Here is a 13,090-nt window from a genome sequence, read left to right on the forward strand (position 1 = left end):
ATCAGATCGCCTCCGTGCGCAGCATCAGCCACTCGAACGCCGCGCCTTCGACGTGCGGGCTCAAGCGCGCACGCACGGTGGCATGGTAGTCGTTCAGCCACGCGATTTCGTCCGCGCGCAGCAGCGACTTGTCGAGGCAGCGGGTGTCGATCGGGCACAGGGTCAGCGTTTCGAAGGCCAGGTATTCGCCGAACTCAGTGCTTTCGGCGACTTCGTTGAGCACCAGGTTCTCGATGCGGATGCCCCAGCGGCCAGGGCGATAGATGCCCGGCTCGATCGAGGTGATCATGCCCGTCTCCATCGCGGTGTGCGGGTCCGGCGGCACTGCCGGCGAAATCGTCTGCGGGCCTTCGTGCACGTTCAGGAAGTAGCCGACGCCGTGGCCGGTGCCGTGGCCGTAGTCGATGCCGTGGGCCCAGATCGGGGCGCGCGCGATCGCGTCCAGCATTGGCGCGCGGGTGCCGCGAGGGAAGCGCGTGGCCGACAGATTGATCAGGCCTTTCAGCACCAGCGTGTAGTCGCGCTTCTGCGCTTCGCTCGGGGTGCCCACGGGAATAACGCGCGTGATGTCGGTGGTGCCGCCCAGGTACTGGCCGCCCGAATCGATCAGCAGCAGGCCGTCGCCTTCGATCACGGCGCAGCCTTCAGGCACGGCGCGGTAATGCATGATCGCGCCGTTGCTGTTGAAGCCGGCGATGGTCGAGAAGCTGGCGCTGATGAAGTTGGGACGGCGTGCGCGCGCGGCGGTGATGCGGGTGTCGATGTCGACTTCATTGATCGGCTGTCGCTGTGCGTCTGCCAGCAGCGGCTCCAGCGCAGCGAAGAATTCGCACAGCGCGGCGCCGTCCTGCTCCATCGTGGCGCGCACGTTGACCGCTTCGCTTTCCAGCTTCTTCGACTTGGCGAAGGTGGTCGGGTTGATCGCCTCGACCACGCTCACGCCGAACGGCACCGCGGCGCGCATGCCGGCCGTGATGCGGCGCGGATCGACCAGCAGCGTGGCGCCGTCCGGCAGCGATTCCAGCGCATGCACGGCGTTCGCATATGGCGCCAGATGCACGCCGTCGGCTTCCAGGCGCGCACGCACGTCCTCGGGTACTTTGCCTTCGCCGACGAACAGGGTGGCGTCGGCGCGGCCGATCAGCGCATGCGCCAGGAACACCGGGTTGAAGCTGACGTCGGCGCCGCGCAGGTTGAACAGCCAGGCGATATCGTCCAGCGTCGAGATGAAATGGAAACCGGCGCCATGCGCTTCCATCGCGGCGCGGGTGGCGGCCAGCTTGTCGGCGCGGCTCACGGTGGCGAACGGCGGCAGGTGTTCGAATACGGCATCGAGCGGCAGCGAAGGACGCCCGGTCCAGACCTGGTCGAGCACATCGACGTCGGTCCGCAGCACCACGCCCTTGGCTTTCAGCGCCGTCTCCAGCAGGCGCGCGCCGGCCAGGCCCAGCACGCGGGCATCGACCGCCACGGTCTGGCCGACGGCCAGGTTGGCGGCCAGCCAGTCCACGTGCAGCATGCTGGCCGCACCGGGAATCTTCATCAGCGCGATCTCGGAACCGGCCAGTTCGGCCTCGGCCTGGGTCCAGTAGCGGCCATCGGTCCAGACGCCGGCGAAGTCGGCGGTGGCGATGAAGGTGCCGACCGAGCCGGTGAAATCGGACAGCCATTCGCGGCCCTTCCAGTGGCCGGGCAGGTATTCCGACAGGTGCGGGTCGCTCGACGGGACGATGACGGCGTCGATGCCGCCCGCCGCCATGGCGGCGCGCAGCTGCGCGAGACGGTTGGTGCGGGCGGTCTGGAGATCGGTGTTGGGCATGGCTTGGTGCTTCGCTGAGTTTTCCAAGCCACGTATGATACGCCGCAATGCTGCGCTGTGGCGCGTTCGATCATTGCGCCATGACATCATGCGGCCTGTTCGGCCGACGAGTCCACTGCGGGCCAACGGGACGCGGCCTCGCACCGGGATGGCGCATAATGGCCCGGCAATCAACAGCCTCGTAGACCCATGCACGAATTCCATCACGAGCGCGCCCGCGCGCTGCTGGCCAACGCCACCCAAATCGTCGATCCCCAGCAAGTACAAGATGCGGTGAAACGCGTCGCCGACCGCCTGAATGCCCGCTTCGATCTAGAAGGCGCCACCGAATTCCCGCTGGTGCTGGGGGTGATGGGCGGCGCGGTGGTGTTCACCGGGAACCTGCTGCCGCAACTGTCCTTCCCGCTCGACTTCGACTACATCCACGTCAGCCGCTACGGCGACGAAGACCGCGGCGGCCAGCTGGTGTGGAAAGTGGTGCCGCGCCAGAACGTGGCCGGGCGCATCATCATCCTGCTCGACGATATCCTGGACGAAGGCGAGACGCTGGCGCACGTCAAGCAGCGCCTGCTCGACATGGGCGCGGCGGAAGTGATCATCGCGGTGTTCGCGGACAAGGATCTGGGGCGCAAGAAGCCGATCCAGGCGGATCTGGTGGGGCTCACGCTGCCGAACCAGTTCGTGGTCGGATTCGGGATGGATGTGTATGGGTACTGGCGCAATCTGCCGGGCTTGTGGACGATCCGGCCCGAAGATTTGAAGCGGGTCGAGTAAACCGTTTATAACAACGCGGCAGTTCGACGGTCGCGTATCGACGCGTCGGCGGCGGAGCCGCCAACCCTACGAATGTCCGGATACCGTAGGGTTGGCGGCTGTGCCGCCGACGCGCTCAACCACCGCTCGCACACCCGCGCAAATTACAACGCCAGGCGCGAGCGCGCCGCCGCGTATTCCTGCTTCAAACGCTCGACCATCTCCGCCACCGACGGCACATCGTTCATCAAGCCCACGCCCTGCCCCGCGCCCCAGATATCGCGCCAGGCCTTGGCCGTGCCCGAACCGAAGCTCATCTTGCTCTTGTCCGATTCCGGCAGGTTGTCCGGATCCAGCCCCGCCGCCACGATCGATTTCTTCAGGTAGTTGCCGTGCACGCCCGTGAACAGATTGGTGTACACCACGTCCGCCGCGTTCGATTCGACAATCGCATCGCGATAACCATCGCTGACATTCGACTCCTTGGTCGCCAGCCAGCGCGAACCGATATACGCGAAGTCCGCCCCCATCGCCTGCGCCGCCAGGATCGCATCACCAGTCGCGATCGACCCGGACAGCGCGATCGGCCCCTTGAAGAACTTGCGCACCTCGCCCACCAGCGCGAACGGCGACAGCGCGCCCGCGTGGCCGCCGGCGCCGGCCGCGACCAGGATCAGGCCATCCACGCCCGCCTCCAGCGCCTTCTCGGCGTGACGGATCGAGACCACGTCGTGCAGCACGATGCCGCCGTAGGAGTGCACGGCGTCGAGCATCTCGCGCGGCGGCGCGCGCAGCGAGGAGATGATGATCGGTACCTGGTGCTTCACGCACACCTCGACGTCATGCGCCAGGCGGTCGTTCGACTGGTGCACGATCTGGTTGACCGCGATCGGGCCGACCTTGGCACCGGGGTTGGCGGCAGCGTAGTCGGCCAGCTCGCGCTGCAGCTCAAGCAGCCAGGTGTCGAGCAGCTCGGCCGGGCGGGCGTTGAGGGCCGGGAACGAGCCGACGATGCCGGCCTTGCACTGGGCCGCCACCAGCGCGGGACCGCTGGCGATGAACATCGGCGAAGCGATGACGGGAAGGGACAGGTTTTGCAGCGCAGCGGGCATCGTCATGGGCGGGCTTTCGGTGGTCGGTTGATCGGATGTCAGCGGGCATGATAGCCCGGAAAAAGAACGGTCGTGCTAGATTTTTGCCTCTAAAGCTTTCAGTCCCACTGGATCTGCGTTTCGCGCCGGCGGATCTCGGCCCACACCGCGCGCTTCTCATCCTCGCTGGCGCCGCCCCAGGCGACGATCTCGTCGATCGTGCGCAGGCAACCGCGGCACAGGCCGGTTTCCGGCGCCATTTCGCAGACGTTGATGCAGGGGGAAGGAACGGGGGATGGCAATTCGGGCGACATAGGTTTCCAAGAGATGAATGCGGCGCGGGCCGGAGCGGGAATTATCGCCCCATCGGCTGGCCAGCGCTGCTTTTGCTGGCAGGCCACTATACTCGCCAGGACGCGTTGCCTGTGGAGCAGTGCGCTATTGAATCGATTGCAGGAGGTTTCGATGAACATGCGTTCCCTGATGCTGGCGGCCGCTCTTGCCGCCTCGACCCTGGCCTCTGGCACGGCCGCGGCCCAAATGCTCAGCCCCGACGGCTACGGCAAGATCCATTTCGGTGACCGGCTCGATGCGGTCGAGCGCCGCCTCGGCCAGCGCGCCGCGCCGCGTCCCGCCGATCCGGCTTGCTCGATCGTGCGCTTCAAGCGCTATCCCAGCGTGTCGTTCATGGTCGAGCAAGGCGTGATCACCCGCGCCGACGCCAAGACCGTTATCCGCAACAGCGCCGGCATCACGGCGCGCATGTCGGCCCGCGACGCGCAGCGCCACAAGCCGGCATTGCGCGCCCAACCACACAAATACGACGAACACGGCCAGTACCTGGTGCTGGCGCAGGGCGCCGATAAGGCACTGGTGTTCGAGACCAGCCACGGCAAGCTGACACGCATGCGCGGCGGACTGAAACCGGCTGTCGATTACGTCGAAAGCTGTTTGTAGAACGCCTGAGCTATGTCAACATGCTTTCAGGAGAGCGGCGGCTACCGGTGTCACTGACAGAATTCCCCGGCTTCGTGGGCTGTTCGGCAACAGCATGCAAGGTTCGTGTAAGCCTTTGCACCGACATTGCGGTTTGTGCACTGCACAAAAAGGAGAAGCGATGAAGCTCAACCGGAAATTGCTTGCGCAAATGCGCAGCGCCACCCGCACGCTGTGGGGTACGGCGCCCGGCGGACCCGGAGCCGCAGTACGGCACGCGATGAAGAGCGCCAGCGCCGTGCAGAAAGAAACCCAGCGCCAGATGCAACGCCAGATGCGCGACTTCGCCGTCCCGTTCACCACGCCGTTCACGGCGCCCGAAGCACCACCACTGCAGGGCGCGTCCCGCCCACGCACCACCTTCGCAGGCGGATTCATCGACGCCAGCTTCGCCAACGCCGCCGGCCGCCGCGACTACAAGCTGTACGTGCCGGCCAGTTACACCGGCGCGCCGGCGCCGCTGGTAGTGATGCTGCACGGCTGCGGCCAGGATCCGGACGATTTCGCCAAGGGCACCGGCATGAACCTGCTGGCGGAAGAAGTCGGCTGCCTGGTGCTGTACCCGGCGCAAAGCAGCAGCGCCAATGCCTCGCGCTGCTGGAACTGGTTCAGCGCGGTCGACCAGCGCCGCGACCAGGGCGAGCCGTCGATCATCGCCGGCATGACGCGCGAGGTGATGCGCCAGCATGCGGTCGACCCGGGCCAGGTCTACGTGGCCGGGCTGTCGGCCGGCGGCGCGATGGCCACCATCATGGGCACGCTGTATCCGGACCTGTACGCAGCGGTGGGCGTGCATTCCGGCCTGCCGTTCGCATCGGCACACGACCTGCCGTCGGCGCTGGCGGCGATGAAGGGCGACTTCCGGCGCGCCCAGGCGCCCGGACGCGTGTTGCCGATCATCGTGTTCCACGGCGACCGCGACACCACCGTGCATCCGGCCAACGGCGACGAGCTGGTGCGCCATCTGACGCAGCCGGGCACGGCCGAGCCGGGCCGGGTGCCGGACGGGCACGCCTATACGCGCACACTGTACCCGGGCGACGACGGCATCATCCGTGCGGAACACTGGCTGGTGCACGGCGCCGGCCATGCCTGGTTCGGCGGCAATGCGCGCGGCAGCTACACCGATGACCGGGGACCGGATGCCAGCCGCGAAATGATGCGCTTCTTCCGCACGCGGCGTTGAACGCTCACGCCGGTTCTGCAGGCGGTGCAGACTGCGCCGCGATGTATGCTTTCAGGCAGGCGGGACACCAGCAGCCGACCGCTTCGGATGGCACCGCCACCGCCGGCGGCAGCGCCGTGCACCAGCACGGCTCAGGCGCGCCATCGGCCATCGCGCAGCCGAATTCGGCCCCGCAGCGGGTGCAGATACTCATCGCGCCACCCTTGTCGGTACGGCGTGGAAACATGAGGCGAACAACGGGATTGTCATGGCAGGAGTACAGTAGCGATTGCTGCCATAAAATACAACAGAACGCCACCGATCTTCCACAAGGTTTACGCTGTTTTTATGGCATTGCCTGTAAAATCTCGCGACATTTATTTCGGACCCTCCATGAACGCTCAATTGACCAGCCTGAAGACCGACGACCAGAACAGCGACCTGACCGGTGTCTCGCCGGCGATCAAGGCGCAAATCCTGGCCGAAGCGCTTCCGTACATCCGCAATTTCCACGGCAAGACCATCGTCATCAAATACGGCGGCAACGCCATGACCGACGAGCGCCTGAAACACGGCTTCGCACGTGACGTCATCCTGCTCAAGCTGGTGGGCATGAACCCGGTGGTGGTGCACGGCGGCGGTCCGCAGATCGACAACGCCCTGAAAAAGATCGGCAAGCAGGGCACCTTCGTGCAGGGCATGCGCATCACCGACGAAGAAACCATGGAAGTGGTGGAGTGGGTGCTGGGCGGCGAAGTGCAGCAGGACATCGTCATGCTGATCAACCACTACGGCGGCCAGGCCGTGGGCCTGACCGGCAAGGACGGCGGCCTGATCCGCGCACGCCGCATGGCCATGCCTGACAAGGAAAAACCAGGCGAGTTCCTGGACATCGGTTTTGTTGGCGAAATCGAAGCGATCAATCCGGCGGTCGTGAAAGCGCTGCAGGACGACGCCTTCATCCCGATCATCTCGCCGATCGGCTTCGGCCACGACGGCCAGGCCTACAACATCAACGCCGACGTGGTCGCCGGCAAGATCGCGGAAATCCTGAAAGCCGAAAAGCTGATCATGATGACCAACATCGCCGGCGTGCAGGACAAGTCGGGCAATCTGGTGACCGACCTGTCGGCGCGCGAGATCGACGAGATGTTCGCGGACGGCACGATTTCGGGCGGCATGCTGCCGAAAATCTCGTCGGCGCTGGACGCCGCCAAGTCGGGCGTCAATACCGTCCACATCATCGACGGCCGCATCGAACACTCTTTGTTGCTCGAAGTCTTGACGGAACAGGCTTTTGGCACTATGATCCGGTCTCACTAATTTTTTGCGGCGGAAACTCTGCCGCAAGGAATCAAGTCTCAAGCGGGCTTTGCCCGCCGAGGATCTACCCGCCCTTGTAGCTCAGTGGTAGAGCACTCCCTTGGTAAGGGAGAGGCCACGTGTTCAATCCACGTCAAGGGCACCATCCCCCCTCCCCTGTTTTATCCCCCTGATCTGTCCGCTTGCCGCATCGTCGCGCCAAGAGCACGTTCGACCATTGCATTCGTGCTGCCTGCCATGACGCCGTCATGAGCGCTGGCTATAATCGCATGTTGCAATCATTCTCTCTCCCTGCTGTGGCAACCTCGTCCGCAATTTCAAGCCTGCATGCGCCGGTCTGGCTGTTCGACCTCGACAACACCCTGCACGACGCTTCGCACGCGATATTCCCGGCCATCAGCGCCAACATGAACACGTACATCGCGCGCGTGCTCAGCGCCGGCGGCGAGCCGTGCACCCAGGAGATGGTCGACGCCGCACGGCGCGGCTACTGGCAGCGCTATGGCGCCACCCTGCTCGGCATGATCCGCCACCACCAGGTGTGCGCCGCCGACTTCCTGCAGCAGACCCACGACATCGGCCCCCTGGAAGCGCTGCTGCGCGCCGAGCGCGGCCTGGGCCGCCTGCTGCGTCGCCTGCCGGGCCGCAAGATCCTGCTGACCAATGCGCCGAACAGCTATTCGACCGAGATCGTGCGCCGCCTGAAGCTGCACAACCATTTCTCACACCACGTGGCGATCGAACACATGCACGTGCATGGGCAGCTGCGGCCCAAGCCATCGAAGCTGATGCTGCGCCGGCTGCTGCGCAAGCACGGCGTCGCCGCGCACCGCTGCATCCTGGTCGAAGACACGCTGGCCAACCTGCGCACCGCGCGCCAGCTCGGCGTGCGCACGGTCTGGGTCACGCAATACCTGAAAATGAGCGACCCGATCGGAAAAGCGCCGCTGCCGCGGACCCTGAAATGCCCCGGTTACGTCAATGTCAAAGTAAAATCCGTGCGGCAACTTCCAATGCGGCTTTCCAAGCTGCGTTCGCAGTCGCGCCGACCCAACAACAACTACTAGGGATTTCCATGGCAAGCACCAAGCCAGGCCAGCGCAAGCTGCAGATCCTCCAGGCCCTGGCCTCGATGCTCGAGCAGCCGAAGGGAGAGAAAATCACGACCGCCGCCTTGGCCGCGCGGCTGTCGGTGTCCGAAGCAGCGCTGTACCGCCATTTCGCCAGCAAGGCGCAGATGTACGAGGGACTGATCGAATTCATCGAGTCGTCGGTGTTCGGCGTCATCAACCAGATCACCGAGAAGGAAGAAGGCGGTCTGGAACAGGCGTACGCGATGCTCAACATGCTGCTCGGCTTCGCGGCCAACAATCCGGGCATGACGCGCGTGCTGATCGGCGATGTGCTGGTCAACGAGGACGAGCGCCTGCAGCACCGCATGAACGCGTTCTACGACAAGATCGAGCTGGCGTTCAAGGGCGCGCTGCGCCTTGCCGTCACCCAGGGGCACGGCCAGGAAGCCGACGTCGCCGCGCGCGCCAGCCTGCTGGTGAACTACGTCACCGGACGCTGGCACCGTTTCGCCAAGAGCGGCTTCAAGCTCAATCCGGCGGAAGGCACCACCCTGCAGCTGTCGCTGCTGCTGGCGGCCTGACAGAGCGTTTGAGCACCATGCACGCCGGCGACGTCTTCGCACTGCTCGACGATGCCCGCGCCGCCGGGGAGGCCCGCTCGCGCCTGTACAGCGGGCATGCGGGCACGCTGCGCTGCGACGATGCCGCCGGCTGGCCGCCCCTGCTCGACGCGCTGCAGGACGCGCTGAGACGCGGGTTGTATGCGGTGCCGCTCCTGAGCTATGAGCTGGGCGCGCACCTCGACGGCCTGCCGGCGCATCGGCAGGATGGAGCGCTGGCGCAGGTACTGCTGTTCACGCAGTGCGAGCACCTGAACGGGTCGCAGGTCGAGTCGTGGCTGGACTCGCGCGTGCCCGATGGTGCGCCGGCCGGCGTGGCCGGTATTCAAGCCAACGTCGATGAAGCGGCGTTCGTTGCTGCGATCGGCCGCATCCGCGACTACATCGCGGCCGGCGATACCTACCAGGTCAACTACACGTATCGGCTGCGCTTCGACGCCTTTGGTTCGCTGTTCGGCCTGTATGCGCGGCTGCGCGCGCGTCAGCCGGTACCGTATGGCGCCCTGGTGTGCCTGCCGGATGGCGCCGCGCTGCTGTCGTTCTCGCCCGAGCTGTTCGTGCGTCACGATGCGGGCGTACTGATGGCGCGGCCGATGAAGGGTACGGCGCCCGCCAGCGGCGATGCGACGCTCGATGCGGAACATTCGAAGGAGCTGGCGCACGACACCAAGAACCGCGCCGAGAACCTGATGATCGTCGACCTGCTGCGCAACGACCTCGGTCGCGTGGCGCAGACCGGCAGCGTCGAGGTACCTGCCCTGTTCGACGTGCAGCGCTACGGCGCCGTGCTGCAGATGACATCCACCGTACAGGCGCGCCTGCGCGAGGATGCGACGCTGGCGCAGATCTTCGCGGCGCTCTATCCATGTGGCTCGATCACCGGTGCGCCCAAGCGGCGCACGATGGAGATCATCCACGAACTGGAGCCGGCTGCGCGCGGCATCTACACGGGCGCGATCGGCTGGTTCGATCCGCCTGTGGATAACAAACCGTTCAGGGACTTCTGCCTGTCGGTGCCGATCCGCACGCTGGCGCTCGGGCAGGAACACGATGGCGTGCGGCGCGGAGAACTCGGCGTCGGTGCCGGCATCGTCTTCGACAGCGATGCGCAGGGCGAATATGCCGAGTGCCAGTTGAAGGCACGCTTTCTCACCGGCCTGCGCAATGACTTCGATCTGTTCGAGACCCTGCGCGCGTCGTGGGATGACGGTCCGCGTCATGTGGAACGCCACCTCGATCGACTGGGGGCCTCCTGCGCGTATTTCGGTTTTCCGTTCGCACGCGATGAGGCGCGGACGATGCTGCTAGAAGCCTGCCTGGCCCTGCCCCCTGGCCAGGTACACCGCCTGCGCCTGGCGGTGTCGCCGGCCGGCGAACTGTCGCTGACCTCCGGCCCGCTGGCGCCCTTGCAGGAACCGGTGACACTGGTGCTGGCCAACGAAACCACGCACAGCGGCGACGTCTTCCTGCACCACAAGACCAGTGTTCGCACGCGCTACGACGCCGCGTGGAAAGCCGCCGAGGCGCAAGGCGCCTTCGATGCCCTGTTCTTCAACGAGCGCGGAGAGTTGACGGAAGGTGGACGCAGCAACGTGTTCGTGCGCGTTGGTGAATGCTGGTTCACGCCGCCGCTGTCATCCGGACTGCTGCCCGGCGTGATGCGTGGCGTGATGCTGGAAGCGCCGGCATGGAATGCCAGCGAGCGCGTGATCACGCGCGAGATGCTGGAGCGGGCCGACGACATCGTCGTCTGCAATGCCTTGCGCGGCCCGCTGCGCGCCGTCCTCGTTCAGAAGCGGTAACCGACGCCCAGGCCGAACAGCAGCGGATCGACCTTCAAGTGGCTGGCGTTGGCGCCGCCCACGTACACATCGCTACGGATGTTCACTTTCTTGATGTCGGCATTGATCGACCAGTGCTCGTCGATGCGGAAGTCGACACCGGCTTGCAGCGCCAGGCCCCAGCTGTCGTTTTCCAGGTCACCGGCGCCGTCCAGCAGGCGCACCTTCGAGATGCGGGTGTAGTTCACGCCCATGCCGACGTACGGATTGATGGTGGCGCCCGGCGCGAAGTGGTATTGCGCGGTCAGGGTCGGCGGCAGGTGCTTGAAGCTGCCGATCTCGGCGCCGTCCAGGCGCACCTTGTGTTTCTGTGGATAAGTCAGGATCAGTTCAGCCGAGAAGTTCGGCGTGAAGAAGTAGCTGATGTCCAGTTCCGGGATGGTCTTCGATTCCACGTCGATGCGGTCCGACGCACCACTACCTGCCACCGGGGTCGATTTGTTGTCCGGGTCGATGTGCACGGCGCGGGCACGCACCAGCCACGGGGATTCCTGGGCCATCGCCTGCGAAGCTGCCACAGCGATCAGGGCCACCACCACGGATTTCATCATCGTTTTCATTTTTTTCTTACCTTTCGTTTTATGTCATGTGCGACATAGGTAAGCTTATTGATGAGGCGATGAAGAAACGTTGATGTAGATCAAAATGCCCACACTATAAGTATGGCCTATCGAGAGATAGTTGCTTTGCTTATGTAGGTTGGCGGCGAAGCCGCCAACCCTACGATTACAGCGCCGCTTCGATCTTGCTGGTCAGCTGCGCATCTTCCGGCGCGACCTTGCTCGGGAAGTATTCGATGACCTTGCCGTCGCGCCCGATCAGGTATTTATTGAAATTCCACTTCGGTTCCTGGCCGGTAATCTTGGCCAGGCTGGCGTGCAGCGGATTGGCCTGCGCACCCTTCACCGAGCTCTTGGCGAACATCGGGAACTTCACGCCGTAGGTGTTGAAGCACAGGTCGGCGATTTCCTTGGCGTTGCCCGACTCCTGGTTGAAGTCGTTCGACGGGAAGCCCAGCACCACGAAGCCGCGGCCGCCGTACTTGGCGAAGATCTTTTCCAGTCCTTCGTACTGCTTGGTATAGCCGCAGTAACTAGCCGTGTTCACTACCAGCACCACCTTGCCGGCGTACTGGCACAGGTCCTGCGGCGCTTCATCCTGCAGGCGTTTGAAGCTATGCTTGAGCAGCGCCGGGCAGGCGGCCGGGCTCTTGGTCAGCGCGGCGACCGGCGCCGCTTGCGCCTGTGCAGGCTGGGTGAAGCTGGCGGCGGCAAACGTGGCGAGCAGCAAGGCGGCGGTCTTGATCATGGCGTGGATTCCACTGGCGGTTGAGTGGCCATGATTGTAGCGTATGGACGGCCGCGCATTGGCCACCAGCTTCAGGCGTTCAGGCTGCGATGCTCGATCTTGATGCAGTGGTTCATGACCACGTCCAGGCCCGCGGCGCGCACCAGGTCGGCCGCCTGCTGGTTCTCGATCTCGAGCTGCATCCACAGGCAGCCGGCATGCACCGCGATCGCGTCGCGCGCGATCGGCGGGATGTCCTCGGACTTGCGGAAGCAATCGACGATGTCGATGCGCTGACCGTCTGCGCCCAGCGCATCCGCGGCTTCCTGCAGCGTGGCATACACCTGCTCGCCGTGGATGGTCTGGCCGGCATAGGCCGGATTAACGGGAATGACACGGTAGCCGGCCTGCTGCAAGTAAGCGCCGACTTCGTTGCTGGCGCGCTCAGGCTTGTCGGACATGCCGACGATGGCGATGGTTTTGCTGTCGCTGAGGATCTGGGCAATGCTTCTCATGGGGGCATCGTGGGGGATGTTGGCGTTGGAGCTAGCTTAGCAGGTTTGCATCTTCCTCGGCTGTCGGTACGTGCGGCAGCGGCGACGGCTTCGCACCGGAGCCAGGCGCCGTCAGGACGAAAGTCAGGACGAAAAAAAAGGCAGCCCGCAGGCTGCCCTCTTGTTTGCCGAGCCGTTTAAGCTCAACGGCCTTTCGAACGCAGCTTCTGGATCGCAGCCAGCTGCGCGATCGCCGCGGCCATTTCGGCCTGGGCTTTCGCGTAGTCGATCTTCGAATCCTTGTTCAGCATCAGTTCTTCAGCCTGCTTCTTGGCGGCGGTCGCTTTCGCTTCGTCCAGGTCGCCACCGCGGATCGCGGTGTCGGCCAGCACGGTGACGCCGTTCGGCTGCACTTCCAGGATACCGCCGGCCACGAAGACGAACTCTTCGCCGCCGCCGGCAAGCTGGACGCGCACCGCGCCCGGGCGGATGCGCGTGATCAGCGGGGTGTGGCGTGGGTAGATACCCAGCTCACCCGTTTCACCCGGCAGCGCGACGAATTCAGCCTGGCCGGAGAAGATCTGCTCTTCGGCCGAGACCACGTCCACTTGAAATGTAGTTGCCATGT

Annotated in this window: 15 protein-coding genes and 1 tRNA gene; 8 read left to right on the forward strand and 8 right to left on the reverse strand. The window is 64.9% G+C overall.

All coding sequences use genetic code 11. From position 1 onward, the window contains the following. Position 1 precedes the first annotated feature (1 nt). Positions 2-1,819 (reverse strand): aminopeptidase P family protein, encoded by a 1,818-nt coding sequence (locus RTQ83_RS11795; protein ID WP_312514578.1) that lies wholly within the window; start codon positions 1,817-1,819, stop codon positions 2-4. A 189-nt stretch (positions 1,820-2,008) separates the two neighbouring features. Between RTQ83_RS11795 and RTQ83_RS11800 the strand changes: the two genes are divergently transcribed. Continuing rightward, positions 2,009-2,593, forward strand: coding sequence for a hypoxanthine-guanine phosphoribosyltransferase (locus tag RTQ83_RS11800; RefSeq protein WP_312514580.1), 585 nt, complete (start codon positions 2,009-2,011; stop codon positions 2,591-2,593). Positions 2,594-2,736: 143 nt separating this feature from the next. Here the strand turns inward: RTQ83_RS11800 and RTQ83_RS11805 are convergent, their stop codons facing one another. Together RTQ83_RS11805 and RTQ83_RS11810 are read right to left on the reverse strand one after the other, a co-directional pair. Then, a complete protein-coding gene (locus RTQ83_RS11805; RefSeq protein WP_312514581.1) occupies positions 2,737-3,690 on the reverse strand; it encodes a nitronate monooxygenase family protein in 954 nt (317 codons plus the stop codon). Positions 3,691-3,782: 92 nt separating this feature from the next. Next, the gene (locus RTQ83_RS11810) at positions 3,783-3,977 is read right to left on the reverse strand and encodes a DUF1289 domain-containing protein (RefSeq protein ID WP_312514583.1); all 195 of its coding nucleotides are present in this window, start codon (positions 3,975-3,977) and stop codon (positions 3,783-3,785) included. A gap of 151 nt (positions 3,978-4,128) precedes the next feature. On the opposite strand from RTQ83_RS11810, the gene RTQ83_RS11815 reads away from it, so the two are divergent. After that, complete coding sequence (locus tag RTQ83_RS11815) at positions 4,129-4,620, forward strand: hypothetical protein (RefSeq protein ID WP_312514585.1); 492 nt, start codon at positions 4,129-4,131, stop codon at positions 4,618-4,620. A gap of 160 nt (positions 4,621-4,780) precedes the next feature. After that, positions 4,781-5,845 carry a PHB depolymerase family esterase gene (locus RTQ83_RS11820; RefSeq protein ID WP_312514587.1) on the forward strand — a complete coding sequence of 355 codons (1,065 nt, stop codon included), beginning with the start codon at positions 4,781-4,783 and terminating at the stop codon, positions 5,843-5,845. Positions 5,846-5,849: 4 nt separating this feature from the next. Here RTQ83_RS11820 and RTQ83_RS11825 read toward each other — a convergent pair whose 3' ends face one another. Further along, positions 5,850-6,071: a cysteine-rich CWC family protein gene (locus tag RTQ83_RS11825; protein WP_312514589.1), complete on the reverse strand. Its 222-nt coding sequence runs from the start codon at positions 6,069-6,071 to the stop codon at positions 5,850-5,852. A 146-nt stretch (positions 6,072-6,217) separates the two neighbouring features. Between RTQ83_RS11825 and argB the strand changes: the two genes are divergently transcribed. The 5 genes from argB (at position 6,218) to pabB (ending at position 10,642) form a co-directional block, all read left to right on the forward strand. Further along, positions 6,218-7,147: an acetylglutamate kinase gene (gene argB / locus RTQ83_RS11830; RefSeq protein ID WP_290417877.1), complete on the forward strand. Its 930-nt coding sequence runs from the start codon at positions 6,218-6,220 to the stop codon at positions 7,145-7,147. A gap of 70 nt (positions 7,148-7,217) precedes the next feature. Beyond that, positions 7,218-7,292 (forward strand) — tRNA-Thr (locus RTQ83_RS11835). Between the two features lie 124 nt (positions 7,293-7,416). Further along, positions 7,417-8,214: a pyrimidine 5'-nucleotidase gene (locus RTQ83_RS11840; protein WP_312514592.1), complete on the forward strand. Its 798-nt coding sequence runs from the start codon at positions 7,417-7,419 to the stop codon at positions 8,212-8,214. Between the two features lie 8 nt (positions 8,215-8,222). Further along, entirely contained in the window at positions 8,223-8,801 is a 579-nt protein-coding gene (slmA, locus tag RTQ83_RS11845; RefSeq protein ID WP_312514594.1) for a nucleoid occlusion factor SlmA, read from the forward strand. A 17-nt stretch (positions 8,802-8,818) separates the two neighbouring features. Continuing rightward, on the forward strand, positions 8,819-10,642 hold the full coding sequence (gene pabB, locus RTQ83_RS11850) for an aminodeoxychorismate synthase component I (RefSeq protein ID WP_312514680.1): 1,824 nt from the start codon (positions 8,819-8,821) through the stop codon (positions 10,640-10,642). Here the strand turns inward: pabB and RTQ83_RS11855 are convergent. The 4 genes from RTQ83_RS11855 to RTQ83_RS11870 form a co-directional block, all read right to left on the reverse strand. Then, positions 10,630-11,241 (reverse strand): OmpW family outer membrane protein, encoded by a 612-nt coding sequence (locus RTQ83_RS11855; RefSeq protein WP_312514596.1) that lies wholly within the window; start codon positions 11,239-11,241, stop codon positions 10,630-10,632. The genes pabB and RTQ83_RS11855 overlap by 13 nt on opposite strands. 166 nt (positions 11,242-11,407) lie before the next feature. Next, a complete protein-coding gene (locus RTQ83_RS11860) occupies positions 11,408-11,989 on the reverse strand; it encodes a glutathione peroxidase (RefSeq protein ID WP_312514598.1) in 582 nt (193 codons plus the stop codon). A gap of 71 nt (positions 11,990-12,060) precedes the next feature. Continuing rightward, a complete protein-coding gene (locus tag RTQ83_RS11865) occupies positions 12,061-12,483 on the reverse strand; it encodes a CoA-binding protein (protein WP_312514600.1) in 423 nt (140 codons plus the stop codon). Positions 12,484-12,665: 182 nt separating this feature from the next. Further along, entirely contained in the window at positions 12,666-13,088 is a 423-nt protein-coding gene (locus RTQ83_RS11870) for a F0F1 ATP synthase subunit epsilon (RefSeq protein WP_312514603.1), read from the reverse strand. Between the last annotated feature and the right edge of the window lie 2 nt (positions 13,089-13,090).

The organism is Massilia sp. (assembly GCF_031995545.1).
Lineage (GTDB): Bacteria > Pseudomonadota > Gammaproteobacteria > Burkholderiales > Burkholderiaceae_D > Telluria.

Coding starts and splice junctions, on each gene's coding strand:
- RTQ83_RS11840 (WP_312514592.1), top strand. CDS start 7,417: ATGTTGCAATCATTCTCTCTCCCTGCTGTGGCAACCTCGTCCGCAATT.
- RTQ83_RS11795 (WP_312514578.1), bottom strand. CDS start 1,819: ATGCCCAACACCGATCTCCAGACCGCCCGCACCAACCGTCTCGCGCAG.
- pabB (WP_312514680.1), top strand. CDS start 8,819: ATGCACGCCGGCGACGTCTTCGCACTGCTCGACGATGCCCGCGCCGCC.
- RTQ83_RS11800 (WP_312514580.1), top strand. CDS start 2,009: ATGCACGAATTCCATCACGAGCGCGCCCGCGCGCTGCTGGCCAACGCC.
- slmA (WP_312514594.1), top strand. CDS start 8,223: ATGGCAAGCACCAAGCCAGGCCAGCGCAAGCTGCAGATCCTCCAGGCC.
- RTQ83_RS11805 (WP_312514581.1), bottom strand. CDS start 3,690: ATGACGATGCCCGCTGCGCTGCAAAACCTGTCCCTTCCCGTCATCGCT.
- argB (WP_290417877.1), top strand. CDS start 6,218: ATGAACGCTCAATTGACCAGCCTGAAGACCGACGACCAGAACAGCGAC.
- RTQ83_RS11810 (WP_312514583.1), bottom strand. CDS start 3,977: ATGTCGCCCGAATTGCCATCCCCCGTTCCTTCCCCCTGCATCAACGTC.
- RTQ83_RS11865 (WP_312514600.1), bottom strand. CDS start 12,483: ATGAGAAGCATTGCCCAGATCCTCAGCGACAGCAAAACCATCGCCATC.
- RTQ83_RS11825 (WP_312514589.1), bottom strand. CDS start 6,071: ATGTTTCCACGCCGTACCGACAAGGGTGGCGCGATGAGTATCTGCACC.
- RTQ83_RS11860 (WP_312514598.1), bottom strand. CDS start 11,989: ATGATCAAGACCGCCGCCTTGCTGCTCGCCACGTTTGCCGCCGCCAGC.
- RTQ83_RS11815 (WP_312514585.1), top strand. CDS start 4,129: ATGAACATGCGTTCCCTGATGCTGGCGGCCGCTCTTGCCGCCTCGACC.
- RTQ83_RS11855 (WP_312514596.1), bottom strand. CDS start 11,241: ATGAAAACGATGATGAAATCCGTGGTGGTGGCCCTGATCGCTGTGGCA.
- RTQ83_RS11870 (WP_312514603.1), bottom strand. CDS start 13,088: ATGGCAACTACATTTCAAGTGGACGTGGTCTCGGCCGAAGAGCAGATC.
- RTQ83_RS11820 (WP_312514587.1), top strand. CDS start 4,781: ATGAAGCTCAACCGGAAATTGCTTGCGCAAATGCGCAGCGCCACCCGC.